A 25,576-nucleotide genomic window follows, 5' to 3' on the forward strand; every position below is an offset into this window, starting at 1 on the left:
CTTGGCAAGGCGGCCCGACCCACGTCCGCGTCATCAGCAGATCGCCGCAGAACTGCGAGCCGAGATCATGTCCGGCGCGCTGAAGCCGGGCGAGCAACTTCCTTCGACACCCCAGCTGGTAGCACGATTCGAGGCGGCCAACGCGACGATCCAACGAGCCCTTCAATCCCTGAAGGACGAAGGGTTTCTGCGTGGCCATGCAGGCAAAGGAGTATTCGTACGAGAGAGCCGGCAATTCGTCGTCGAGGCCACCACTTACAAGTCTCCTGGTCCGCGTGGCTACAGTTATGAACTGCTCGACGTGGGCGATGTGAGGCCGCCGAATGACGTTGCTGCGGCACTCGCGATATCTGATGGCGACAGCGTCGTCATGCGTCACCGTCTATTGCTCCATGATGGCGAGCCCGTAGAGCTGTCGTGGTCGTACTATCCGCTCGACATCGCCGCTGGAAGTCCTCTGACCAGCCGCAAGAAGATCCGCGGTGGTGCGCCACGGGTACTTGCGGATCTGGGCTTTCCGGAGCGGTATTTCGAGGATCGCATTTCTGCGCGGCAGCCCACACCGAACGAAGTGGAGGGTTTGGACTTGCCGGCCGATGTGCCGGTCTTCAGGCAGTTCCGGGTCGTCTACAGCGACCGGCAACGACCGGTCGAGGTTTCGATTCTTATCAAAGGCGGACATCTCTACGAGCTTTCGTATCACCAGGTGGCCGACCAATAGCCCACGTGGATCCCCGGGCGGAAGGCCGGGTTCGGTTCGCTGGTGTGGCCAGTAGGGAGAGCGCCCCCGGCGTAAATTCGGTTGCCTACGTCAAGCGCCCTCTGGTGTGCTGGCCGCAGCCGACGAAGGAGCAGGAAATGCGAGCAACGTTCATGTCTCTCAGTGAAAGGACAGGTCAATCCGGAGGACATGACGTTCGTTGCGTACGCTCAACTTGGGGATCCTGGCGCATGTGGACGCCGGCAAGACAAGCCTGACCGAGCGGCTGCTGCACGCCGCCGGCGTCATCGGCGAGATCGGCAGCGTCGATGACGGCAACACCCAGACCGACTCGCTCGACCTTGAACGGCAGCGCGGCATCACCATCAAATCCGCCGTCGTCTCGTTCGCCGTCGGCGACACCGCGGTCAACCTGATCGACACACCCGGCCACCCGGACTTCATCGCCGAGGTGGAGCGGGTGCTGAACGTTCTCGACGGGGCCGTGCTGGTCGTCTCGGCCGTGGAGGGCGTGCAGGCGCAGACCCGCGCTGTACGCGAGCTCGGGCAGCGCCTGCCCGGGCTGACGCGGGGCGAGGGCGTGCTGGAGAGCGCGTTCGACCGGTACGAGCCGGTACGCGGCCCGGTCCCCGAACGGCCGCGTACCGACCACAATCCGCTGGACCGCAAGGAGTATCTCCTGCACGTGGTGCGGCGGGTCTAGGAGCCGTCCTTGTCGGAGTCGGCGGCGAAGACGATGGCGCCCAGGTAGCCGTCGTCCTCCGCCGCCACCTTCATGATCATGCCTTCCTTGTAGATGTTGTCGTTGTCGTTGAACGTGTCGCGTCCCGTGTGCTCCGAGTACGGCGCCATCGCCATGATCTTGCTGTTCATCGACTCGTCGAACATGAACTGCGTGGTCAGCACGCGCTGGTTGCTGAAGTGGATCATGGCGTGGATGTGGATCGTCCGGCCCCGGTACCAGCCCGGCCAGATGGTCGTGAACTCCACGATCCCGTCGCTGTTGGTGACCTGCGCGCCCCGTAGGTAACGCTTGTCGTCGGTAGGCGTCAGGTCGGCCATGTCGCCCTCGCCGCCGCCCCCGCCTGGCCCGCCGCTCGGCGGGGCCCCGGTGGGAGCGCCGCTCGGCCGGTTCCCGCCGCCGCCTCCGCCGGTCGACGCGGCTTCCGCGCCCGAGTAGAGCCCGGCCGCGTCGCAGTGCCAGATCTCCACGACCGCGTTCGGCAGCGGCTTGCAGGTCTCGCTGTCCTGCACCTTGATGGCGACGCGCAGCCGCACGCCCTGCTTGTCCTCGCGGATGTCGCTGCGGACCTTGTCCGCGTCGAAGTAGTAGGGACCCTGCGTCGTGGTCTGGGTCAGCGTGCAGGTGTTGGCGTCGGCGAACAGCGCGTTGAGGTCGTTGGACGTGGTCGTGGCCTCCGGCGTGACGGTGGCTCCCGTGGTCGTGGTGACGGCCGTCGTGCCTGCCTCGCTGCTGCAGGCGGCCAGCAGGCCGCCGAGGCCGATCGAGCTGATGCCGGTGATCAGCCGCCGCCTGCTGACGCGCTGACCTTCATGATCGTGTCCCATCCGCGTTTCCTTCTCCTTGTTCCGTTGCTGGCGGAACAGCACGGTAGAAGGCGCACCTTTGCCGGGGTCTTTGCGCTGGATGAACTTCTCATGAGACGGGGAGCGCGAGGGCGCCCAGGTGCCCGTCGCCATCCACGGCAGGCGTGCGTGACTATCGAAAGCCTTTTCGGTGATATGAAACCGTAACCAAACGCTCGCTTGCTGATCAGCGCCCGGATGGCCGGAAATATGCAGCTCAGTCCCTATGCGTCTAGTTGCAGTTCACGATTGACAGTCCCCGCTCTGCGGATTTACGTTCCGAAAACCTTTTAGGTTCTTCCCTTCGTTTCGGATCAGTGATGTTAGCGCTAACACACCAAGGGGCACCCTCATGAGACGACGATGGGCAGCGGCCCTCGCCACGGCACTCCTCGTCCTCCTCGGCACCGGGCGGCCCGCGCTCGCGGGCCCGCCGATCACCACCGCGATCTACACGGCCGACCCGGCCGCACTGGTCGTCGGTGACACCCTCCACGTCTACACGGGCCACGACGAGGCCCCGGCCGGCGGCACCAACTTCGTCATGCGCGACTGGCACGTCTTCACCTCCACCGACGCCACCACCTTCACCGACCAGGGCGCCAAGTTGTCGATCTCCAGCTTCCCCTGGGCGGGCGCCGACGCCTGGGCCGGAGAGGTCGAGCGCGGAGCCGACGGCAAGTACTACTGGTACGTCTCCATCAACGGCAACGGCCCCGGCTGGATGAACATCGGCGTGGCCGTCGGCGACAGCCCGACCGGCCCGTTCAGGGACGCCATCGGCGGCCCGCTGATCAGCGACAGCACCCCCAACTCCTCGCCGCTCAACATCGACCCGACCGTGTTCAGGGACGACGACGGCCAGGTCTACATGTATTGGGGCTCCTACTACGGCCTGCGCGCCGCCCGCCTCAACAGCAACATGACCTCGATCAACGGCTCGGTGATCACCCCGAGCGGCGTGTCGAACTTCTGGGAGGCCCCCTGGATGTTCAAGCGCAACGGGACCTACTACCTCGCCTACGCGGCCAACGACTCCGGCTGCTCGCAGCCCAACTACGCCTGCATCCGCTACGCCACCGCCGGCAACCCGCTCGGCCCGTGGACCCACCGCGGCGTCGTCCTCGACCAGGTCAGCTCGACCACGAACCACCCGGCGATCGTCGAGTTCAAGGGCCAGTGGTACATGGTCTACCACAACGCCGCCGCCCCGGGCGGGGGCAACTTCCGCCGCTCGGTGACGATCGACAAGCTGTCCTTCAACGCCGACGGCACCATGCAGAAGGTCGTCCAGACCGGCGGCCCGACCACTCCGGGCAACCTGGCGGCCGGCGCCACCCCCTCCACCTCGTACGTCTCGCCGTGGGAGACGCTCGCCGCGATCAACGACGGCTACACCCCGGCGAACTCGGCCGACCACAGCCACGGCGCCTACGGCAACTGGAACCACCAGGGCACCGAGTGGATCGAGTACTCCTGGCCCACCGCACAGACGATCTCCCGGTCCGAGGTGTACTGGTTCGACGACAACCTGGGCATCGACCTGCCGGCCTCCTGCCAGATCCAGTACTGGAACGGCAGCGCCTACGTCAACGTGCCAGGACAGTCCGGCTGCGGCGTGGCGGCCAACACCTTCAACACCACGACCTTCACCCCGGTCAGCACGACCCGGCTGCGGCTGAACATCACGTCCAGGTCCGGTTTCTCGACCGGCGTGCTCGAATGGAGGGCCTTCTCATGAGACGCGCCTTGGTCGCCATCCTCCTGGTCGCCGGCTTATTGGCGGCACCACCGGCCAGCGCCGACCAGACCATCGGCTTCCCCTCCTTCAGCGGCCCGGCCGTCCCCGCCGCGCCCGGCACGTACACGACCGGCAACATGATGCAGGCCATCTACGACGCCGAGAGCTCGGGCACCGACTTCTGGATGGACCGGCTGCTGGCCCGCCCAGGCAACGATCCCGCGGGCACCTGGCTCATGACCCGCGGGCGGGCGCTGTTCATGAAGACCCACACGCCCGGAACGCTCGGCTTCGCCGGGCAGGCGGCGTACTGGGAGAGCATCAGCAACAACAACGCCTTCACCGTCGCGGTCACCCCCGGCACCTTCACCGAGCAGGTGGGCTCCCGCTGGCAGGCGCCCAGCCACTGGAAGAGCCGGCACACCAGCGGCTCGATCACCGTCGACCAGACCAAGTTCATCACGGAGAACAACGTCGCCGTCGCCAACCTGGCCATCACCAACGGCGGCTCCGGCTCGGCGACGCTGCAGGTCAGAGCCACCTCGCCGTACGCCACCTCGGGGAGCGGCAGCGAGCTGACCGGCCAGGTCAACGCCTACAACAACCTCACCACGCTCTTCCCCCGGCTCACCGGCGACGGGTTCACCGTCTCCAGCGGCGGGCTCAACAGGTCCGTCACCGTCGCGGCCGGCGCCACCGTGACCGTCAAGGTCGTCATGGGCTTCGTCACCAACGAGATCCCGGCCTCCCGCACCGAGTACGACGCCTACGCCGGCTACACGCCCGCCACGGCATTCGCCACGCACGTGCGCGCGTACAACCGGTGGTGGGCCGAGAACGTGCCCTACATCGACGTGCCCGAGCCCGGCATCAAGAAGAACATCTACTACCGCTGGTGGCTGATGCGCTACAACCACCTCGACGCGGACATCCCCGGCCAGACCTTCCAGTTCCCCACCTCCATGGAGGGCGTGCTGGGCTACAACAACGCGATCGTGCTCACCCAGCCCATGCACATCGACGACCTGAAATACCTGCGCAACCCGATCTACTCCTACGGTGACTGGCTGAGCGTCGGCCAGGTCTCCAAGAACGGCCGCTTCCTGGACAACCCCGGCGACCCGGAGAACTGGTCCAACAGCTACACCCAGTACATCGGCGAGGCGGCCTGGAAGAGCTACCAGATCCACGGAGGCCAGCCCGCCATCGCCGCCAACCTGGCCCGCTACGCCGAGCAGGACGTCAAGGGTCAGCTCGCCTTCTACGACACCGACAACAACAAGCTCATCGAGTACGACTGGGGTGCCCTGACCGGGAACGACGCCGACGCGGTGTCCTTCCACTGGAGGCCCAACCAGCGCATGGATCGCGCGGAGGCCGCCTACCAGTACAGCGGCGCGATGGCCGCGGCGCAGGCGTACGAGGCGATCGGCAACACCGCCAAGGCGAACGAGATGCGCACGCTCGCCACGCAGATCCAGAACGCCATCGTCAACGTGCTGTGGAACCCCGGCAGGCAGCTGTTCGAGCACCGGCTGAAGCCCACCAACGAATGGGTGCCGTGGAAGGAGATCAACAACTACTACCCGTTCGCCGTCGGCGCGATCCCCAACACCGCCACCTACAAGCAGGCTCTGCGCCTCTTCGACGATCCGGCGCAGTATCCGATCTTCCCCTTCTACACCGCCAACCAGGCCGACAAGGCGGCCTCGGGCACCGGCAGCAACAACTTCTCCACGATCAACTCCACCGTGCAGTTCCGCCTGCTCTCCTCGGTGCTGCGGAACTACTCCAACGAGTGGATCGACGCGACCTGGTACAAGAAGCTCCTCTACTGGAACGCCTGGGCCCAGTACGTCAACGGCAACACCCAGTGGCCCGACGCCAACGAGTTCTGGGCCGACTGGAACGGCTCCTCCATCACCTACCGCTCCTGGATCCACCACAACATCCTGGGCAGCAGCAACTGGACCGTGATCGAGGACGTCGCCGGACTGCGGCCGCGTAACGACGCCAAGGTGGAGCTCTCGCCGATCAACATCGGCTGGACCCACTTCACCGTCAACAACCTGCGTTACCGCAACGCCGACCTGACCATCGTCTGGGACGACCCGGCCGACGGCGTCGTACGCTACCCCGGCGTGCCCCAGGGCTACTCCATCTTCATCAACGGCAACCGGGCGGCCACGGTGTCGTCGCTGGTGCCGTTCACCTGGGACCCGGCCACCGGCGCCGTCACCACCAGCGGCACCGTCACCCACAACGTCGCCGTCCCCGGCCTCCAGTCGCCCGCGCAGGTGAACCACACCAGCGCCCGCATGGTCGACCTGCTCGCCAAGGCCGGCGTCGACCTGACCGCCAACCTGACCAACCTCGCCGCCGACGCCACCCCCACCGCCTCCACCACCGCCTCGGGCAGCTCCACGGCGGGGGCGAAGGACGGGTTCCCGATCAACGAGCCGTTCTGGGGCGGCACCACCGCCGGGCAGGACTGGTACGAGCTGAACTTCGGCGCGGCCCGAACGTTCAACGAGGTCCGGCTCTACTTCAAGGACAGCCGCCCGGCCAGCTCCACCTACCGGGCCCCGGCCTCCTACACGGTCCAGTACCACAACGGCAGCGCCTGGGTGGACGTGCCCGGCCAGGCCAAGACCCCGGCCACGCCACGGGCCAACTACAACGTGGTGCAGTTCTCCGCCGTCAGCGCACAGCGGATGCGGGTGCTGGCCACGGCCGCCTCAGGAGCCAGGACCGGGCTCACCGAGATCAAGGTTCACAACCGGGGCGGGGTCCAGCCGGAACCCAACCCCAACGTGGCGCTGCAGGCCACGCCGTCGGCGTCGTACACCTCCTCATGGGAGAGCGTCGCGGCCGTCAACGACGGGATCGACCCGCCGTCGTCCAACGACACCGTGAACCCGCGCTGGGGCTGCTGGCCGGAGACCGGGCAGCAGTGGGTGGACCTCACCTGGTCCTCGGCCCGCACGCTGAACCGGGCCCAGGTGTACTTCTTCGACGACGACCAGGGCATCGACATGCCGGCGTCGTGGAAGCTGCAGTACTGGAACGGCAGCGCGTACGTGGACGTGCCCGGCGCGTCGGCGTACACGCTGACCAAGAACGCCTACAACAACGTCACCTTCACCGCCACGAGCACCACCCGCCTGCGGGTGCTGCTCACCGGCAACGGCAGCAGCTCCGTCGGCCTCCTGGAGGTCAAGGCCTACGGAACGTGAGCAGGAAAGGGGCGTGCCCGCCGGGGCACGCCCCTTTCCCGGATATGGAGTAGCCACTTTCTCACTTTGAGTGATAGCGGGCGCGGAACTCAGGCAAGCTGCTGTCAGAACCGCATTCGATTGGGTGGCGATCACGATGGCAGGTAAGTGGCAGGCAGGAAATCTCCCCCCGGAACTCACGAGCCTGGTCGGGCGGCGCAACGAACTGGACCAGATCCGGCGGGCCTGCCGTCGATCCCGCCTGGTGACCCTCACCGGCGTCGGCGGGGTCGGCAAGACCCGCCTGGCGCTGCGGGCCGCGGCCGACCTGCGGCCCGAGTTCTCCGGCGGGGCCTGGCTGGTCGAGCTGGCGCCGCTGGACGACGGCACGCTCCTGCCGCACGCGATCGCCGAGTCGCTCAGGCTCACCGACCAGTCCACCCGGCCGATGGCCGAGGTGCTGGCCGAGCACCTGTTCGGCCGCGAGGTCCTGCTCGTGCTCAACACCTGCGAGCACCTCGTGGACGCCTGCGCGCGGGCCGCCGAGGCGCTGCTCGCGGCCGTGCCCGGGCTGCGCGTCCTGGCCACCAGCCGCCGCCCGCTGGAGACGCCCGGCGAGCTGGTGTACACCGTCGATCCGCTGCCGGTGCCCGCCGAGGACGCCACGGACGTCGCAGGCCACGACGCGGTGGCCCTGCTGGCCGAGCGCGCCGCCGAGGCGCTGCCGGGCTTCGAGGTCGCCGGGCACAACGAGGCGGCCGTGGCGCGCCTGTGCCGTCGCCTGGAGGGCATCCCGCTCGCCATCGAGCTGGCCGCGGCCCGGCTGCGCGAATTCTCCGTCGAGGACCTGGCCGACCGGCTCGACGACCGGTTCGCCACGCTGGAGGCCGGGGCCGGCGAGGCCGGCCCGCCGTGGCACCGGGCCCTGCGTACGGCGGTCGGGTGGAGCCACGAGCTGTGCGAACCCGCCGAGCGGCTGCTGTGGGCGCGCGTGTCGGTGTTCGCCGGCGACTTCGACGCCGAGGCCGTCCGGCGGGTGTGCAGCGACGAGCGGCTGCCGGAGGCCGACGTCGGGCTGCTGCTCGACGCGCTGGCCGACGAGTCGATCCTGACCTGGCTGCCGACAGGCGCGGGCGAGCGCTACCGCATGCTCGAGACGCTGCGCGAATACGGCGCCGCCTGGCTGCGCGACCTGGGTGAGGAGGAGGAGTTCCGGCGGCGGCACCGCGACCACTACCTGGCGCTGGCCGTCCGCGGCGCCGCCGGCTGGCTCGGCCCCGGCCAGCTGTCCTGGTACGACCGCATGATCAGCGAGCACGACAACCTGCGGGCCGCGCTGGAGGCCGCGCTGGCGGAGAAGGACGCCCCGGCGGCACTGGGGCTGGCCGGGACGCTGGCGTTCTTCTGGTATGGCTGCGGCTATGCCAAGGAGGGCCGCCACTACCTGGAGCAGGCGCTGGCCCTCGGCGGGGAGCCCGGCCCCGCGCTCGTGCAGGCGCTGTGGGCCGACGGCCTGCTGGCCGCCACACAGGGGAACGCGGCCGCGGCCGAGGACAGGGCCGCCGAGTGCGCGGCCGCCGCCGTCCCCGGCGACCCATACGCCGAGATGTGCGTCAAGGCGCTCAGGTCGTCCGCCGGCGTCATCCGCGGCGACGTGCCGCAGGTGATGGCGGAGTCGGAGGGGGCTTACCGCATGCGGTGGAGCGACGAGGAGCCCACGCTGCCCGGCCTGCTCGCGCTGCTGTGCCGCGCCCACGCGCTGACCGTGGACGGCCGGGTGGAGGAGGCCATCGGCGTGCTCGACGACTTGCGCGCGCTGTGCGACCAGCGCGGCGAGCAGTCCATGCGCTCCCACGGCGACCTGCTGCGCGGGCAGGCCGAGCTGGCCCGCGGCCGCCTCGGCGCGGCCGTCGCCTTCGGCCAGGAAGCCCTGCGGGCCAAGCGGCGGCTGCACGACAGCTTCGGTCTCGGCCTGACCGTGGACCTGCTGGCCCTGGCGGCGGGCACGGCCGGCCGGGCCGAGCGCGCGGCCCGGCTGCTCGGCCTGTCGCGGCGCATCTGGTCCACCCACGGCCAGGCCCAGGCCAACGTGCCCGCGTGGGTGGCCGGGCGGCAGGAGTGCGAGCGGCAGGCCCGCGACACGCTCGGCGACGACGCCTACCAGGTCGCCTTCCGCACCGGTTTCGACAGCGACATCGACGCCGGCATCGCGTACGCGCTGGAGCACGAGGGCCTGACGAACGGCTGCTGAGCTCAGCGCTGCCGGGCCGGGCGGATGACGAGTTCGTTGACGTCCACGTCCGCCGGCTGGGCGAGCGCGTACGAGATGGCGCCGGCGATGGTGTCGGCCGGGATGGACTCCGCCCGGTAGGCGCGCATCGCGTCCTTCGCACCGGGCTCGGTGATGGTGCCCGCCAGCTCGGACTCCACGACGCCGGGTGAGACGGTGGTGACCCGGATGCTCGGGTCGAGCTCCTGCCGCAGGCCCTCGGTGATGGCCCAGGCGGCGTACTTGGTGGCGCAGTACACCGCGGCCGTCGGGACCACCTGGTGGGCGCCGATGGAGGCCACCGTCACGAAGTGGCCGCCACCTTGCCGCCGGAAGTGGGGGAGGGCGGCGGCGATGCCGTTGAGCAGGCCGCGGACGTTCACGTCGATCATCCGGTCCCACTCCTCGACCAGCAGCGAGTCCAGGCGCGACAGCGGCATCACGCCGGCGTTGTTGACGATCACGTCGATCCGGCCGTGCCGCTGCGCGGCGGTGTCGGCGAAGGCGGCCACGTCCTTGCGGTCGGTCACGTCGAGGCGGTGCACGTCGACGCTGCCGCCGCCGTTCCTGATCGCCTCCGCGACGGCGGCGAGGCGGTCCTCGCGGCGGGCGCCGATCACCAGGTGGTGCCCCTCGCGGGCCAGCCGCAGCGCGGTTGCCTGCCCGATGCCGCTGCTCGCGCCGGTGACGAGGACGATCTTCTGGGTGGTCATGCCGGGTTTCCTTCCGGGTAGTCGGCGCCGAGGGTGAGGTCGCGCCAGGCGTCGAAGGTGGTGCTGAGCGTGTCGAGGCGGGCGGTGGCGATGTCGTAGGCGGCCTTGCCGAGCAGCAGGCGCAGCGGCGGGTCCGTTGCGGTGACCGCGGCGATGACCGCCTCGGCGGCGCGGGCCGGGTCCCCGGGCTGGCGGCCGTAGGTCGCCAGGGTGGCCGCGCGGCGCGCCCCGCGGTCTCGGCGTAGTCGTCGATGCGGACGGGTGATTGCCGCATCGACGGGCCGGACCAGTTCGTACGGAACGCGGCGGGCTCGACGATCGTCACCTTGATCCCCAGCGGGGCCACTTCGGCGGCCAGCGACTCCGACAGGCCCTCCACGGCGAACTTGGTGGCGTGGTAGTAACCCGTCGCGCCGAACGCGGCCAGGCCGCCCAGCGAGGAGACGTTCACGATGTGGCCGGAACGGCGGGCGCGCATGCCGGGCAGGACGGCCTTGGTGACGTCCGCCAAGCCGTGGACGTTGGTGTCGAACAGGGCTCGGACGTCGTGGTCCTCGCCCTCCTCGACGGCCGCGAGGTAGCCGTAGCCGGCGTTGTTGACCAGGACGTCGACGCGGCCGAACACGTCCTCGGCCCGCTTGACCGCCTCCGCGACCTGGGCACGGTCGGTGACGTCGAGCGGCAGGGGCAGAGCGCGGTCACCGTGCGCGGCGGCGAGGCCGGCCACCTGACCCGGGTCCCGGGCGGTGACCGCCGCCCGCCACCCGCGCTCCAGCACGGCGGCGGCGAGCGCGCGGCCCAGGCCGGCGGAGCATCCGGTGATGAACCAGACGGGGGTGTTGTCCTTCATGCGAGTGTCACTCCGATGGTGTGGTTGACGGCATGGCGAGACGGCGCTCCGGCGGAACGGCGGACGCCTTTCGCCGGGCACGGCGGCATGGCGCTCCGGCGATCGTGCGGGCCGGACGCGTCGGGTTGGGCGAAACTCAGCCTTCGGGGTCGGGAGCGTTCTCCCGCGGCCGCTGGAGGCGCGCGGGGTCGGCGGTGAGGCTGCCGAGCAGGGACAGGGCCTCTTCGGACGGGCTGCCCTGGCCGGCCTGGTAGACGACGAGCTGCTGCCCGGGAGCGCTGTTCACGGTCAGCGACTCGTAGTGCAGCGTCAGCTCGCCGACCAGCGGATGCCGGAAGCGCTTGGACTCATGGGTCTTCTGGCGGATGTCGTGGCGGGCCCACAGCCGCCGGAAGGCCTCGCTCTTGATCGACAGCTCGCCGACCACCTCGGCCAATCGGGGGTCGTCGTAGTCGGCGCCGGCGGCCGCCCGCAGGCCGGCGACGGTGTTGGCGGCCACCCGGTCCCAGTCCGGGTAGAAGTGCCGCGCGTCCCGGTCGAGGAACACCAGCCGGACCAGGTCCCCGCTGTAGGCGTGGCCGTCGAACAGGGCCTTGCCGAGCGCGTTGTGCGCCAGCACGGTCAGGCAGCGGCCCAGGACCACCGCGGGCGTGTGCGGCCAGGCCTCCATCATGCGCAGGAGGTTCGGGCTGACGCGCTCGCGGCGCGCCGCCGGACGGCGCCTGCCGGAGGCCGGGCGGGCCAGCTCGTGCACGTGCGCGGTGGCGTCCGGCTCCAGCGCCAGCGCCCGGGCCAGCGCGTCGACCACCTGGACGGAGGGGTGCCGCTCGCGGCCCTGCTCCAGCCGTACGTAGTAGTCGGTGCTCACCCCGGCCAGCGCGGCGACCTCTTCGCGCCGCAGTCCCGCCACCCTGCGGTGGCCGGCGGCCGGGAGGCCGACGCTCTCGGGCTGCACCAGCTCGCGGCGGGCGCGCAGGAACTGGCCGAGCGGGTTTTCCCTGTCCATGCCTTCGACACTAGGTCACGCCCGGCACCCGCAGGGGCGCTGAGGGTGGCCGCGCTGCACCCACGCTCGCCGCCACGGCCGGCGAGGGACGGCGGTATCGCCTGCGGCGGCGCGGGCGTTCGCGCGGCGGGCGGCGGCTGGATCACCGTCGTGGCGGGAGCGGTGATGATGGTGACCGGCACCGTCATCTTCGTCGCCCACCACGACGGCTACACCTTCTGACCTCCGTTCAGCGCAGGCGGCCGGCGCCCGCGCCCGGGGGGACGAGCGCACGCAGCGCCTCCGGCGGGTGGATCCGGGTGAACAGCTCCGGGGTCCAGCCGGCGTCCGTGCCGAGTGACGTCCCGTTGGCCTTGTTGTACGCGGCCACCAGGTCGGCGGGCATGCCGTCCACCAGGTTGTCCTTGGCGGTGATCGCCGTGCCGCCGAACACCGTCAGCACCTTCGCCGCCGCGATGCCGTCGAAGGCGTTGCGCTCGGCGTAGACCTTGGAGCCGAAGCCCACGCCGATGCTGTACCCGTGCCCGGCGCCGCCCGAGTAGTAGTTGTTGTACACGTGCACCTGGCCGAAGCGCACCCGGGGAGCACGTTGCCCGAGGCCCTCGAAGTGATTGTGGTGCAGCGTGACCTTGAGCTTGTCCGCCTCGCCGTACCTGGCCGGGTTGTCGGTGTTGCCGATCAGCGTCACCTTGTCGTGGTTGCTGAGGTGGTTCCAGGAGAGCGTCACGTAGTTCGAGCCGCGGACGACGTCGAGCAGCCCGTCGTGGACCTGGTACGGACGGCCGAAGTGCAGCGGCTGGCCCGAGTCCGGGTTGTCGCCGTCGTCGAGGCTGTTGTGGTCCAGCCAGACGTGGGTGGAGCCGGAGACCTCGACGTTGTCGAACGAGGCGTTCCAGTTGCCCTCCGCGCCGTCGGTCGGGTCCCACTGCGGGAAGCAGTCCGCGGTGTCGGTGATGGTGAGGTTGCGGACGATGACGTTGTCGGCGTTGCTGATCCGCAGGCCGAAGCTCTTCAGCGCGGCGTCCCCGCCCATGCCGACGAGGGTGACGTTGGAGCCGATCGTGACCGTGACGTGCTCGGCCATCTTGGCGTACGACGCCTTGCGCGCGTCTTCCAGCGGCCCCGACGGCACGGTGGTCCTGCCCCACACGGCCGGGTCGTACGCGGCCAGGTAGGCGGGCAGGGTGTATCCGTTGACGGCGTAGTCCGCGCAGGTCAGCGGGGTACCCGAGTCGTCGGTGTCGGCGTCGATCGCGCCCTTCACATAGATGATCTTGGGGGTGTTGTCGGCGGGGTCGCCGAGCGCCGCGCGAAGCTGCGCCCTGGTGGAGACCACGCGCACGTTCTCGGGGCGGGCGGCCGAGCCGCCGGTCGTGCCGGTGGTGGCCGCCGCCCAGCCGTCGTTGCGCGGGAGCACCTGACGGCCGAGTCCGTAGGGGGCCGGAAGGCGGCGGCGCACCGGGTTCCAGCCGTCGGAGCCCGCCAGGTACTTCTCCGGCGTGAAGGCCGCCGCCTGCTCGGCCGTGAGCTGCGGCCGGTCGGCGTTGACGGTCGCGCCCGGGCCGTGGTTGCGGTATTCGGACAGGCGGGCGTCCCGCCAGTTCAAGCCGGACATGTCGGTCCAGGGCGCGTCCTTGACCTGCTGCCCCAGCCACGACTCGCGCACCAGCACCTGCCCGCGGGCCGTCGCCGAGCCGCCGGCCGGCCACGGGCGGCCCAGGTGGACCGTGCGCGCCGGGGCGTTGCTGGTCAGGTGGCTGCGGTAGATCAGGAAGCCGTACGGGTTGCTCAGCTCGGTGCTGGCCGCGGTGACGTAGCCGTTGTTGTCCGCGCTGCCGCGGTTGAGCGCCTTGATCACGCAGTTGTCGAAGACGGCGGTGGCGCGGCCGAAGATGAAGTCGACGTCGCCCTCCACGTAGCAGTCGCGGAAATACTGCCGGGCGACCGTGCCGGCGGAGGGTGTGTTGGCGTACAGGGTGTCCTGGTTGCCGAGGAACCTGACGTTCTCGTACACCTGCCGGTCGCCCGTGGTCCGCACCGCCACGGCCTGGCTGTTGCCGTTCGCGGCCTCGTTGTAGGAGTTCTCGAAGGTGAGGTTGCGGGCGGTGAAGTCGGGGGCGCTGATCACGTACGAGGCGCTGCCCGAGGTGCCGTAGGTACCTGACCCGTCCGGCTTGGGTGTGGAGGCGGAGACGTCGAAGGTCAGCACCACCTCGCGGGGGTCGCGCGTGTCCCCCACCAGCGAGATGTGCGGCTTGTCGGCGGGGATGACCACCTGCTGCTTGTACGTGCCCTTGCGGACGAGGATGGTGAGCGGCCGCGCGTTGCCGGACGGCACCGCGTCGACCGCGGCCTGCACGGTGGTGTGGTCGCCCGTGCCGTCGGCCGCGACCACGATCGTGGCCCGCGTCTGGGCCTGCGCGGGCGCGGCCAGGGTCATGGCGATCAAGGGGAAGAGGAACAGAAGTCGCATACGCAACCTCGCACGATGGAACGGCAATCGGTTGCATGAAACGGTGACGTAACGGCGCTGACACGTCAATGGATGCAGTAAAACTGCACTTCATCTACGACAAGCGATTGCAAAGGTTCGGGATCTATTGACCGCGCCGACGCGGCGATCTAAAGTCCGCCTGACAATTATCGGAAGTTGTTTGAAACTTTCATCCCGGATGCCATAGGAGCACCGTGCGCACCCTTCGAGCCCTGGTGGCCGCCGCCCTTTTATGCCTCGTGCCGGTGCTGCCCGCGCACGCCGCAGCCGACATCACCTACGACTTCGAGGACGGGACCACGCAGGGCTGGGGCCCGCGTGGCGGTGGCGTCTCCGTCGCGGCCAGCGCGGACGCGGCGCACGGCGGGACGAGCGGCCTGCTCACCACGGGCCGGACGGCCACCTGGCACGGGGCCTCGATCGCCGCGCCCTTCGTCAAGGGCGTCACCTACCGCGTGACCGCGTACGCCCGGCTCGTCACCGGGCAGCCGGCCGCCACGATCGCACTGACCGTGCAGCGCACGCCGACCGGCGGCGAGACCACGTACGAACGGGTCGCGGCTGCCGCCGTGACCGACGGCGAGTGGGTGCGGCTCGCGGGGACGTACCTGTTCAGCGCCGACTCCAGCGACCTCCAGCTCTACGCGGAGAGCTCCGACGCCACCTCCCAGTACCACCTCGACGACATCGTCATCAGCCCGCAGGGCGATCCCACGCGCGAGCCGATCAGCACGGACTTCGAGGACGGCACCGCCCAGGACTGGTCGCCGCGCGCCGCCGCCACGCTCCAGCCCAGCGCCGGCGCCGCCCACGGGGGCTCCCGCAGCCTCGCGGTGACCGGCCGCTCGGCCTCCTGGGACGGGCCCGCGATCAACGTGCTGGGCCGGATGGGCAAGGGCGACAAGTACGCCCTGTCCGTGTGGGTGCGGCTCGGCCCCGACACCGCGGCGGGCCGGCTCGGCCTTTCGATCGAGCGGCGCAGCGCGGGCACGACCAGCTACGAGCGGATCGTCCCGCCCAAGGACGTGCCGGCGGGGGAGTGGGTACGGCTCGCGGGGACGTACACGCTCGCCTATGACGTCGACTTCCTCAGCGTGTACGTCGAGTCCGACGGCGGCACGTTCCCCTTCTACCTGGACGACTTCGCGATGACGTACGTCGCGCCCAAGCCCATCCAGACCGACATCCCCGCGCTCAAGGACAAGGTGCCGTTCACCATGGGCTCGGCGCTCACCCGGCCGGACACGCTCGGTGTGCACGGCGAGCTGCTGGCCAGGCACTTCAACGGCATCACCCCCGGCAACGAGCTGAAGTGGGACGCCACCGAGCCCAGGGAGGGCGAGTTCGCCTTCGCCGACGGCGACCACTTGGTGGACTTCGGCGTCCGGCACGACATGACGGTCCGCGGCCACACGCTGGTCTGGCACAGCCAGACTCCGGCGTGGGTGTTCGAGGGCCCGGACGGTGCGGAAGCGGACAAGGAAACTCTGCTGCGCCGCCTGGAGAACCACGTGCGCACGCTGGTGACCCGCTACAAGGACAAGATCGCGGTCTGGGACGTGGTCAACGAGGTCATCGACGAGAACCAGCCCGGCGGGCTGCGCCGCTCCAAGTGGTACGAGATCGCCGGCCTCGACTTCGTCCGCACCGCCTTCCGTGTCGCCCGCGAGGCCGACCCGGACGCCAAGCTGTTCATCAACGACTACAACACCGAGTTCCCGCGCAAGCGCGAGGCCCTGCACGCCCTGGTCAAGCGGCTCAAGGACGAGGGCGTGCCGATCGACGGCGTCGGCCACCAGCTCCACCTCAACATCGAGCAGCCGCCCGCCTCGTACGTCGAGGACACCCTCGAACGCTTCGCCCCGCTCGGCGTGGACCAGCAGGTCACCGAGCTTGACGTGAGCGTCTACACCGACTTCGTCTCCTCCTACGACTCCATCTCGCCCGAGCTGCTGGCCGAGCAGGGGCACCGGTACAAGGAGTTGTTCGACGTCTTCCGGCGGCAGGCCGCCAAGCTGAGCTCGGTGACCGTCTGGGGGGAGTCCGACGACGTCAGCTGGCTCAACACCTGGCCGATCCCGCGGCTGAACGCGCCACTGCTGTTCGACCACGACCTGCAGGCCAAGCCCGCCTACTGGGCCGTCGTGGACCCGTCCAAGCTGCCGCCACTGGTGCGGAAGCTGGAGGCCCCCGCCGGGACGGTCAAGGTGGACGGCAAACGGGACCTGCAGTGGGACCTGCTGCCCGACGCGCCGATCGCCCGGGTGGGCGACGTGTCCGCCGCCTTCCAGGCGCGCTCCGCCCCGGACGGCCTGTACGTGCTCGCGGAGGTCACCGATCCGACCGTCAACGTGACGGACCGGGTGACGTTCACCGTGGACGGCACCGCGCACACCGTCACGCGGTTCGGCGGCTCCAGGGCCGCGGTGAACAGGACGGCGACCGGCTACCGCGTCGAAGCGCTGGTCAAGAAGGGCGCCGACGTGGACGTGACCGTGCGCGACCGGACCACGACCACCTCCTGGACCGGCAAGGTCACCGCGGTCCCCGCCGTCAAGCTCACCTCCGCCGCCCACCGCGCGCCCGTGCTCGACGGCGTCGTGGAGCCGGCGTGGCGGACCGCGCCGGAGATCAGAACCGCCACCTGGATCCAGGGCACCTCGGGCGCCACCGCGCGCGTCAGGTCCTTGTGGAGCGGCTCCACGCTGTACGTCCTGGCCCAGGTCACCGATCCCACGCTGAGCGAGGAGTCGGCCAACCCCTGGGAGCAGGACTCGGTCGAGATCTTCGTGGACCCCGGCAACGGCAAGACCAAGGGGTACACCGACGACGACGGGCAGTACCGCGTCAGCTTCTCCGGCCGGCTCACCGTCGGCGGCACCTTCGACGCGGCCGGGGTCAAGGACAACCTCTCGGCCGTCGCCAAGGTCGTGCCGGGCGGGTACGTCGTCGAGGCGGCGATCAAGCTGCCGACGATCACACCGGCGGAAGGCACGCTGCTGGGGTTCGACGTGCAGGTCAACGACGCCACGGGCACGGCCCGCACCGGTGCGGTGACCTGGAACGACAGCACCCGACGCAGCTACCTGGACACCAGTCATTGGGGCGTGCTCCGCCTGGTCCGGACGTAGGCGGGCCACTCCACGCGGGAAGGGCCCCCGTCGAATGCTTCCGTTCTAGTGGTCGTCGCAACACCCCAGCTCGGGGAGTGCGATGGAGTTCGAGATCCGCGAGATCCGGACGCCTCAGGGGCGGAAGCCGCTGACTCGTGAGCGGGAGGCATACTTCCGCCCTATGGATCAAGGTTTCAGCAGCCGTGAGGCGTGCCGGATCGTCGGGATCAACCTGCGGACCGGGAAGCGGTGGCGGAACGGCAGGGCGCCGAACAAGGCAAAAAAGAAGGGGGCCCCGCCGGTCAAACGACTGGCGGGGCCCCCTTCTGGCGTGTCCCGCTACCTGCGGGAAGACGAGCGCATCTACATCGCTGACCGGGTGCGGGAGAAGGCGTCGATCCGCGAGATCGCGCGCGAACTCGGTCGTGCGCTCTCGACCATCAGCCGAGAGGTGCGACGCAATCGGCACCCCACCAACGGGCAGTACCGGCCGCACGTGGCGCAGGCCCGTGCCGACGCGCGCCTTCCCACGCGAAAGACTTTGGCTGGTGTCAGCGATCCTGGACCATTGCTGCACGGACGTCAGCCAGGACGACGACGTTCGAGGGCATCGACGGCATCTTGGTCGCGTAGGGCGTCAGGCGGGTTCCGCGGTGCGGGCCAGCCACGCCGTGACGCCCAGCAGCGCCGCCGTCGCGACGGTTACCGCCGTTAGGCCGGCCAGGTCGGTGAACCACGACGGCATGACATCGACGAGGAGGAACGGCGTCAGGATGGCAGCCGTCCGGCGGCCCACAGGGGAGCGCAGTGCCATCGCGGCCACCGTACCGATCGCGGCCAGCATCAGGACGGCTCCGAAGGCCTTGGGCAGCATGGCGCCCACGACGCACGCGGCCAGTACCCCGCCCGTCCAGGCCAGCAGCCGCCGGGACCCTACAGGGCCGGGACCGGGCGACGGCGCGAGGGTCAGCATCGCCGCGCAGACGCACGCCGGGAGGGCCGACAGCAGCATACTGGCAGCGATCAACGGCCGCCCCGAGCCGAGAAGCACGTCGCCCACCACTATGGTCCCTTCAGGCAGGGACAGCAGCCGGGCCATCGTCACGGCCGCGTGCAACGCCGCCATGGCCCATGCGCAGGCGATCGCCGCCCATCGCCGGCCCAGCCAGGCCAGCAGCACGATCAGCCCGTACGGCAGGGCGTATACGAGATTCGGGAGGGCCAGGTCGAAGGCTAACCGGCCGGCGTACCCGGCGGCGCGGAACAGGCCGCCGCCGAACAGCGTGAGAGGGGCGAGGATGGCGGCCAGGTCGACGGCGGCCCGCCAGTGCCGCCGTGACCCGGGCGGCGCGACCCGGCGCAGCCGGATCGCCAGGCCGCCGCGCACCAGGTCGAACGCGTCTCGCCCGGTCGGGCGATTCTGGCCCGGAGTCGAGGCCGCCAGTAGCACGGCGAGCATCTCCTCCTCGTGCCGCGCCCGGTGGTCCTTCGGGTACCAGGTCAGCAACCGGCGGTAGCGCCGTTCCAGCGCGGTCACGAGGCGCCGCCGAGGGACGGCTGCGCGGCCGGGCCGCGGCGCAGTCGCGCGGTGGCGGTGTCGGCGTTCCGGCGCAGCCGTTCGGCCTCGGCCGACAGCCGGGCCGCGCCCTCGGCGGTGAGCCGGTAGTAGCGCCGGGCCCGGCCGTCCACGACTTCCTCGCGGTCGGTCTCGATCAGCTGCTCGCCCTGGAGCCGGTCGAGCGCGGCGTACAAAGTGCCGGCGCGCAGCCGCACCCGCTCACCGGAGATCTTCAGGACGTCGGTGATGATGCCGTAGCCGTGCTGCGGCCCGGCCGCCAGGGCCGTCAGTATCAGGAACGTCGGTTCCTGCATCGACCTGTTCTTCATGCGATCGATATATACCGACAATCTTCCTATAGTGCAACATCCTGCCCCAGCCGCAGGTGGGCCGACGAGCTCAGAGGCAACGCGGCGAGCCATAGCCCGACCGACATCCGCAGCGTCACCGGCGCAGTTCCCGAGAAGACGAGGCAGCCTGGCGCGGCTCCCCGACCATGTGGGGACCGATGGCATGACACGGTCCTCATGAGCCGACTGGAGGGTGGGCTTAAGGACTGAGCGCAAGCGCCAATCAGCCAGACCCACGAAAGACGAGCGGCTGGGATACCTCAGCCGAGCGTCTCGCTATGCTTCTCGCAGCCAACAATTGATCACTGTGTTGCTACGACCCCTGGAGTGCGCCATGGGCGACGGGGGCCTTCGGCGTCTCCGGGGTGCCCGTCATCCGGGTCGACCTGCGCCTCCTTCGCGGAATCGTGCTCGAGGCCGCCCGTTCGTGACCCGGGCCTCGCGCGTGAGGCCGCGGACCGGCCTCGCGGCTCCACGTCCCTTAGCCGCCCGACTACCATGTGATCGTGAACGCGAGCCCCCGACATGTCCGCAAAGGGGCCGCCCCGAGCATCCGCGACGTCGCCGCCGCGGCCGGCGTCTCGCACCAGACCGTCTCGCGCGTGCTGAACGAGTCGCCCAGGGTGCGGCCCGCCACCCGCGCCGCCGTGCTGGCCGCCATCGACCAACTCGGCTTCCGGCCCAACAGGGCGGCGCGGACGCTCGGCTTCGGCCGTGCCAACAGCGTCACCGTGGTGACCTCCAACACGACGCTGTACGGATACGCCTGCACGCTGCAGGGCATCGAGGAGGCCGCCAGGACGGACGGCGTGGCGCTGGGCATCAGGGTCGTGGAGTCGGCCGAGGTGCGGCAGACTGTCGAATACGTGAGCGACCCGAGCGCGGGCGGGCTCATCGTGATCGCGTTCGACCCGCTCGGGACCGCCGTCCTGGAGGCTCTGCCGCCGCACGTCCCGGCCATCGTCGCCGCCGAGCCCGGCGCGCCCGACCTGGGCCGGGTGGCGATCGCCCTGGACGAGCGACGCGCCGCCGCTGATGCCACCCGGCACCTGCTGGAGCTGGGCCACCGGACCGTCCACCACGTGGCCATCCCGTCCGAGGGACGCTCCGGCGGGCGGCACGCAGGCTGGCGCGACGCGCTCACCGAGGCCCGGTCCGAGATCCCGGAGGTGCTGGGGTGCGGGTGGGACGTCGCGTCCGCCTATATGGCAGGGCAGCGGCTGGTCGCCCGGGACGATGTGACGGCGATCCTGTGCGGGAACGACGACATCGCCCAGGGGGTGCGCAGAGCGCTCTATGACGCGGGCAAGGACGTGCCGGAGGACGTGAGCATCGTCGGGTTCGACGACATCCCGGGGTCGGCGTTCTGGACGCCCGCGCTGACGACCGTGCGGATGGATTTCGCGGGGCTGGGACGAGCGTGTTTCCGCGCGGCGGTGGCCGAACTGGGCGAGCAGTCACAGCCGGAGATCTCTCTGGTGCCACCCCGCCTCATCGTCCGCGAATCCACGGCCCCTCCGCGTCGCCCGTAGGTCCGTATATACTTCTTGAGAGACGTATATACGGGGAGGCAGAATGGCCAAAACTGTCATCGACCTCGACGACGACGCCCTGGCCGAAGCCGCGAGGCTCCTCGGCACCACATCGAAGAAGGACACGGTCAACGCTGCCCTCCGAGAGATCGTGGACCGGCGCAGGAGGGCAGCGGCCGTGGCCCGCATGCGTGAGATGGTCGCAGCAGGGGAGATCGACTTCTCCGTCATGGAGAAGGGCGGCGACGCACATCAGGACGTCGCGTGACCGAGCTCTACCTGATTGACACCAGCGCCTTGGTCCGGTTCTACCGGGGTCAGGCCGGCGCTGAATGGGATCAGACAGTCTCTGCCGGGCTGGTGGGCATCTGTGAGCCGGTGAGGCAGGAGTTTCTTCGCGGCGTCGGTGGCCGGCCCGCCTTCTACGAAGCCGACAGCCTTCTCCATGAGACTTTTCCCTACTACGTGATCCCGGATTCCGCCTGGGACGAGACAAGCGCATTGCAGCGAGAGCTCGCCGACAAAGGATGGCACCAGTGCGCCTCCCCGGTGGATCTGCTCATCGCGGTGACAGCCCGGCATCACAAGCTGACCCTGCTCCACGCGGACCGTGACTTCGACACCATCGCGCGCCTCACCGGACAGTCGTCCCGCTGGATCGGTTGAGTGCCGCACCCGCCTACGTGCGACGCGGCGGGCGGACGGAGTCGCGGACGACGATGTGGGTGCCGAGGACGACATGCTGGCGTTCCTGGCGGTTGAGCGCCAGGCGCACCGCCGTGCGGCCCAGCTCCTCCGTCGGGATGTGCACCGTGGTCAGGCCGGGGGACAGGTCGGCGGCGAAGGGGATGTCGTCGTAGCCGGCCAGCGACACGTCCTCCGGCACTCTCAAGCCCGCTTCGCGCAGCGCGGCCAGCACGCCGATGGCCACCATGTCCGTGGCGGCGAAGACGGCGGTGAACTCCGCGCCCAGCGCGATCAGCCTGCGGGCGGCGTCGTATCCGTCGGTGCGGCCGAAGCCCGCCGGGACGACGAGCTCCGGATCGTACGGCACTCCGAACGACTCGTGCGCCCGCACGAACCCGCGCAACCGGTCGATCTTGGTGGTGCTCAGATCGTCGGAGGCGGCGCCCACCAGGGCGACGCGCCGGTGCCCCTGCGACAGCAGGTGGCTGGTCATCGCGTAGGCGCCGCCCTCGTTGTCGTACTCGACCACGGTGGTCGGCACGTCATCGCCGAGCGGCGGCCGCCCGCACAGCACGAGCCTGGAGCCGGCCTTGTCGAGGGCGTGGGCGAAGTGCGACATGCGCTCGCGGTAGGTGTCGTCGAGCGAGCCGCCGCCGACCAGGATGACCGCGTCGGCCCGCTGCTCGCGCATGGCCTCGACGACGGCCAGCTCGCGGGCCGGGTCGCCGTGGGTGGTGCACACCATGCACAGCCGCCCCTCGGCGGTGGCCTGCTGCTCGACGCCCTTGGCGACGTAGGCGAAGGACGGCCCGGTGACGTCGTCGAGCACGAACGCCACCATCTTGGTGCTGGCCCCGGACAGGGCGCGGGCGTGCACGTTGAGGACGTAGTCGAGCTCGCGCATGGCCCGCATCACCCGCGTCCGGGTGGCCTGGGCGACCGGATAGTCGCCCTTGATCACTCTGGAGACGGTGGTGGCCGACACTCCGGCCCGCGCGGCCACGTCGCGGATGGTGATGCGCTCGTCGTCCGCGCCCGCTTCTCTCGGGCGTACTCTTCGCGACAAGTCAGGCCCTTCACGGTCGTCGAGGGGAAGCTCCGGGAGGTCCGCGACCTCACCGCAGTCTAGAGCCGGCGCGATACGCTCGGCATCTGATCGGTGTGGTATGGGCGAGGGCTCCGTCATTCAGAGACCCTTCCATAGAAACCGATGTCTATCGTAGAAGCGCGGGTGGGCTGCGGTCAATGGTCCCGTGCCGAAACGCGTCTGGGCAGGGCAGCGGCATTCTGGGTAAAGTGTCCGTAACGCGTGCTTGTGGTCGCGGTCTCCGCGGCTCTAGCGTTCACAGCCATCGGTTTCTGTCACTTCACCGCCGAGTTGAGGTCATGATCCGCAACCCCGTCCTGCCCGGCTTCCACCCCGACCCGTCGATCCTGCGCGTCGGCGACGACTACTACCTGGCCACCTCGACGTTCGAGTGGTACCCGGGCGTGCGCGTGCACCACTCACGCGACCTGGTCCACTGGCGGTCGCTGGGCGGCGTCCTCACCGACCGCCGGCTGCTCGACCTGAGCGGCGTCCCGGACTCCGGAGGGATCTGGGCGCCCGACCTGACCTACGCCAACGGCCTGTTTCACCTGGTCTACGGGGTGATGGACAACTACGGGCACGGCTTCAAGGACATCTGCAACTACCTCGTCACCGCCCCCTCCATCGACGGCCCCTGGTCGGACCCGGTCCAGCTGCCCGGCCGCGGGTTCGACGCCGCGCTCTACCACGACGAGGACGGCACGTCGTACCTGCTCAACATGGTCTTCGACTCCCGCCCCGGGCGCGGCTTCGCGGGGATCGAGCTGCAGCCGCTCGGCGGCGGCGAGCCCCGGCTCATCCTGGAGAACCGGCACATCACCGAAGGGCCGCACGTCTACAAGATCGACGGCTGGTACTACCTGATGGTGGCCGAGGGGGGCACCGGCTACGAGCACGGCGCCACCGTGCTCAGGTCCCGCTCGCTGGAGGGCCCGTACGAGCCGGACCCGGCCGGGCCGATGTTCACCTCCCGCCACGACCCCGGCCTCGAACTGCAGAAGGCCGGGCATGGCTGCCTCGTCCAGACCCAGGACGGCGACTGGTACGTCGCCCATCTGGCCGCCCGCCCCTCCACCCCGCGCGGCCGCTGCGTGCTGGGCAGGGAGACCGCGATCCAGCACGTCGAGTGGGTGGACGGCTGGCCGCGGGTCGCCGGGGGAGTGGCCGTCGTCGAGGTGCCCGCCCCCGCCCTGCCGCCCCACCCGTGGCCGCCCGCGGAGGAGGAGTGGAGCACCCTGCGCCGGCCCGCCTCGCCGGACTGGGTGACCTTCGACGGCGACCAGGTGACGATCAAGGGCGGGCAGTCCCCGTACGGGCTGCGCAGCCCAAGCCTGGTCGCCCGCCGCGTCACCGGCATGAAGTGCGCCTTCGAGGCGAGCGTCACGTTCGAGCCGGGCAGCGTGCACCAGTCCGCCGGGATCACCGCCTACTACAACTCCCGCAACTGGTACCACCTCGCGATCACCACCGACGGCCTGGTCCTGACCGGCAGCGACCGGGGCGCCAGGACCGTGCACTTCACCGGAGACCCGGCGAGCCGGCTCGGGCTCGAGTTCGACGGCCCGGTGCTGCGCTTCTCCTGCGACGGCAAGCCCATTCCGGTGGAACTGGACGCCACGACCCTGTCCGACGAGTACGCCGACGAGATCATCGACGGCCAGATCCGGGCCTTCGGCTTCACCGGTGCGTTCGTCGGCCTGTGGGTGCAGGATCTGGCGGGCGAGGGCGGCCGGGCCACCTTCCACGACATCCGCTACCGGTTGCTAGAGGACGTCGGAGAGCCACTCCGTGAGGAGTGAGGCGTAGCCGGCCGGGCGTTCCAGGTGCAGGAAGTGGCTGGTGCCCGGCCAGGTCACGACCCGGGACCCCGGCGGCGCGGGGATGGCCGACTCCCAGGCCGCCGGCTCCGGGCGGGCGTGCAGGCTCAGCGCCGGGCGGGTGCGTCCGGCCAGGTATTTCTCCGCCGCGCGGCGCGTGCCGAACGCCTCCTCGGTGAGGTACAGGCCTTCGAAGCACCGGGCGAGCACGTGGCCCGGGGTGGCGAGGAGCTGGTCGCGTACGGCCGGGGGCAGGGCGTCGGCGCCGAGCTGGCGTACGGCGGCCGGCGCCCCGTCGGCCCGCAGCGCCGCCAGGCGGCCGGCGAACGAGCGCTCCTCGTCCTCGTCCGCGCCGTAGGCCGGGTCGATCACCGCCAGCGCCCGGACGCGGCCGGGATGCTCGACCGCCATCGCGGTCGCGATCTGGGCACCCATCGAGTGCCCGACGGGAACCGCCGTCTCGACGCCGAGCCGGTCCATGAGCGCCACCAGATCGGCGGCCAGCTCGGCGGGGCGGTATCCGGAGGCGGGCGCGGAGGAGCTTCCGTGCCCGCGCAGGTCGGGGGTGAGGACGCGGAAACGCGGCGGCAGCGCGGCGGTCACCGGTACCCAGGCCTGCCCGTGCCCGCCCCAGCCGTGCACGAAGAGCAGGACCGGGGCGTCGCGCGGGCCCTCGTCGGAGTGGTGCAGCATGACGCCCGGGAGCTCTGCGACCGCCATCGGCCCTCCTCAACCGCATAGAAACCGTTGGCTACCGATGGTAGGCGAAGATCTGGTCCGCCGGCCGCCGCGGGTGGGCTCAGGCCTCCGTTCGCCGTTGAACTCCCGGCACG

At 70.2% G+C, this 25,576-nt stretch carries 19 protein-coding genes and 2 pseudogenes; 12 read left to right on the top strand and 9 right to left on the bottom strand.

Going from position 1 to position 25,576, the window contains the following annotated elements:
- The first annotated feature begins 1 nt into the window (after position 1).
- Both ACIBX3_RS13850 and ACIBX3_RS13855 read left to right on the top strand, forming a co-directional pair.
- Complete coding sequence (locus tag ACIBX3_RS13850) at positions 2-721, top strand: GntR family transcriptional regulator (protein WP_397116630.1); 720 nt, start codon at positions 2-4, stop codon at positions 719-721.
- Positions 722-920: 199 nt separating this feature from the next.
- Positions 921-1,250: pseudogene (locus ACIBX3_RS13855) on the top strand (GTP-binding protein); the annotation flags it as partial.
- A gap of 170 nt (positions 1,251-1,420) precedes the next feature.
- On the opposite strand, the gene ACIBX3_RS13860 reads toward ACIBX3_RS13855, so the two are convergent.
- Positions 1,421-2,290, bottom strand: coding sequence for an intradiol ring-cleavage dioxygenase (locus ACIBX3_RS13860; RefSeq protein WP_397116632.1), 870 nt, complete (start codon positions 2,288-2,290; stop codon positions 1,421-1,423).
- Between the two features lie 370 nt (positions 2,291-2,660).
- Between ACIBX3_RS13860 and ACIBX3_RS13865 the strand changes: the two genes are divergently transcribed.
- The 3 genes from ACIBX3_RS13865 to ACIBX3_RS13875 all read left to right on the top strand — a co-directional run bounded on the left by ACIBX3_RS13865 (position 2,661) and on the right by ACIBX3_RS13875 (position 9,515).
- Entirely contained in the window at positions 2,661-4,049 is a 1,389-nt protein-coding gene (locus tag ACIBX3_RS13865; protein WP_397116634.1) for a glycoside hydrolase family 43 protein, read from the top strand.
- Positions 4,046-7,285, top strand: coding sequence for an MGH1-like glycoside hydrolase domain-containing protein (locus ACIBX3_RS13870; protein WP_397116636.1), 3,240 nt, complete (start codon positions 4,046-4,048; stop codon positions 7,283-7,285). Before ACIBX3_RS13865 ends, ACIBX3_RS13870 begins: the two co-directional genes overlap by 4 nt.
- Positions 7,286-7,409: 124 nt before the next feature.
- Entirely contained in the window at positions 7,410-9,515 is a 2,106-nt protein-coding gene (locus ACIBX3_RS13875; RefSeq protein ID WP_397116638.1) for an ATP-binding protein, read from the top strand.
- Between the two features lie 2 nt (positions 9,516-9,517).
- On the opposite strand, the gene ACIBX3_RS13880 is transcribed toward ACIBX3_RS13875, so the two are convergent.
- The 3 genes and pseudogenes from ACIBX3_RS13880 to ACIBX3_RS13890 form a co-directional block, all read right to left on the bottom strand.
- Positions 9,518-10,246: an SDR family oxidoreductase gene (locus tag ACIBX3_RS13880; protein WP_397116640.1), complete on the bottom strand. Its 729-nt coding sequence runs from the start codon at positions 10,244-10,246 to the stop codon at positions 9,518-9,520.
- Between the two features lie 280 nt (positions 10,247-10,526).
- Positions 10,527-11,096 (bottom strand): annotated as a pseudogene (locus ACIBX3_RS13885) (SDR family NAD(P)-dependent oxidoreductase); the annotation flags it as partial.
- Between the two features lie 136 nt (positions 11,097-11,232).
- Positions 11,233-12,102 (bottom strand): helix-turn-helix domain-containing protein, encoded by an 870-nt coding sequence (locus tag ACIBX3_RS13890; RefSeq protein ID WP_397116642.1) that lies wholly within the window; start codon positions 12,100-12,102, stop codon positions 11,233-11,235.
- 45 nt (positions 12,103-12,147) lie between these two features.
- Here ACIBX3_RS13890 and ACIBX3_RS13895 point away from each other — a divergent pair, with 45 nt between their 5' ends.
- Positions 12,148-12,324 (top strand): hypothetical protein, encoded by a 177-nt coding sequence (locus tag ACIBX3_RS13895; RefSeq protein ID WP_397116644.1) that lies wholly within the window; start codon positions 12,148-12,150, stop codon positions 12,322-12,324.
- Between the two features lie 7 nt (positions 12,325-12,331).
- Here ACIBX3_RS13895 and ACIBX3_RS13900 read toward each other — a convergent pair whose 3' ends face one another.
- Positions 12,332-14,575 (bottom strand): pectinesterase family protein, encoded by a 2,244-nt coding sequence (locus ACIBX3_RS13900; RefSeq protein ID WP_397117398.1) that lies wholly within the window; start codon positions 14,573-14,575, stop codon positions 12,332-12,334.
- A 215-nt stretch (positions 14,576-14,790) separates the two neighbouring features.
- On the opposite strand from ACIBX3_RS13900, the gene ACIBX3_RS13905 reads away from it, so the two are divergent.
- Complete coding sequence (locus tag ACIBX3_RS13905; protein WP_397116646.1) at positions 14,791-17,727, top strand: endo-1,4-beta-xylanase; 2,937 nt, start codon at positions 14,791-14,793, stop codon at positions 17,725-17,727.
- A 163-nt stretch (positions 17,728-17,890) separates the two neighbouring features.
- Complete coding sequence (locus tag ACIBX3_RS13910) at positions 17,891-18,424, top strand: helix-turn-helix domain-containing protein (protein ID WP_397117400.1); 534 nt, start codon at positions 17,891-17,893, stop codon at positions 18,422-18,424.
- Here ACIBX3_RS13910 and ACIBX3_RS13915 read toward each other — a convergent pair.
- Positions 18,347-19,246 (bottom strand): hypothetical protein, encoded by a 900-nt coding sequence (locus tag ACIBX3_RS13915; RefSeq protein ID WP_397116648.1) that lies wholly within the window; start codon positions 19,244-19,246, stop codon positions 18,347-18,349. The genes ACIBX3_RS13910 and ACIBX3_RS13915 overlap by 78 nt on opposite strands.
- Positions 19,243-19,596 (bottom strand): PadR family transcriptional regulator, encoded by a 354-nt coding sequence (locus tag ACIBX3_RS13920; RefSeq protein ID WP_397116650.1) that lies wholly within the window; start codon positions 19,594-19,596, stop codon positions 19,243-19,245. The genes ACIBX3_RS13915 and ACIBX3_RS13920 overlap by 4 nt, the downstream gene beginning before the upstream one ends.
- A gap of 527 nt (positions 19,597-20,123) precedes the next feature.
- On the opposite strand from ACIBX3_RS13920, the gene ACIBX3_RS13925 reads away from it, so the two are divergent.
- Genes ACIBX3_RS13925 through ACIBX3_RS13935 form a run of 3 tightly spaced genes read left to right on the top strand, consistent with a single transcriptional unit; the run spans position 20,124 to position 21,815 of the window.
- Positions 20,124-21,149: a LacI family DNA-binding transcriptional regulator gene (locus ACIBX3_RS13925; RefSeq protein ID WP_397116652.1), complete on the top strand. Its 1,026-nt coding sequence runs from the start codon at positions 20,124-20,126 to the stop codon at positions 21,147-21,149.
- A gap of 43 nt (positions 21,150-21,192) precedes the next feature.
- Complete coding sequence (locus ACIBX3_RS13930; protein ID WP_397116654.1) at positions 21,193-21,417, top strand: type II toxin-antitoxin system VapB family antitoxin; 225 nt, start codon at positions 21,193-21,195, stop codon at positions 21,415-21,417.
- Positions 21,414-21,815 (top strand): PIN domain nuclease, encoded by a 402-nt coding sequence (locus ACIBX3_RS13935; RefSeq protein ID WP_397116656.1) that lies wholly within the window; start codon positions 21,414-21,416, stop codon positions 21,813-21,815. The genes ACIBX3_RS13930 and ACIBX3_RS13935 overlap by 4 nt, the downstream gene beginning before the upstream one ends.
- A 13-nt stretch (positions 21,816-21,828) precedes the next feature.
- On the opposite strand, the gene ACIBX3_RS13940 is transcribed toward ACIBX3_RS13935, so the two are convergent.
- Positions 21,829-22,902: a LacI family DNA-binding transcriptional regulator gene (locus ACIBX3_RS13940; RefSeq protein WP_397116658.1), complete on the bottom strand. Its 1,074-nt coding sequence runs from the start codon at positions 22,900-22,902 to the stop codon at positions 21,829-21,831.
- 320 nt (positions 22,903-23,222) lie between these two features.
- On the opposite strand from ACIBX3_RS13940, the gene ACIBX3_RS13945 reads away from it, so the two are divergent.
- Entirely contained in the window at positions 23,223-24,725 is a 1,503-nt protein-coding gene (locus tag ACIBX3_RS13945; RefSeq protein WP_397116660.1) for a glycoside hydrolase family 43 protein, read from the top strand.
- Here ACIBX3_RS13945 and ACIBX3_RS13950 read toward each other — a convergent pair.
- Positions 24,690-25,463, bottom strand: coding sequence for an alpha/beta fold hydrolase (locus tag ACIBX3_RS13950; RefSeq protein WP_397116661.1), 774 nt, complete (start codon positions 25,461-25,463; stop codon positions 24,690-24,692). The two genes, ACIBX3_RS13945 and ACIBX3_RS13950, sit on opposite strands and share 36 nt — an antisense overlap.
- Positions 25,464-25,576 lie beyond the last annotated feature (113 nt).

Origin of the sequence: Nonomuraea sp. NPDC049480, assembly GCF_044465905.1 — a bacterium.
In the GTDB taxonomy this organism is placed as follows: Bacteria; Actinomycetota; Actinomycetes; order Streptosporangiales; family Streptosporangiaceae; genus Nonomuraea.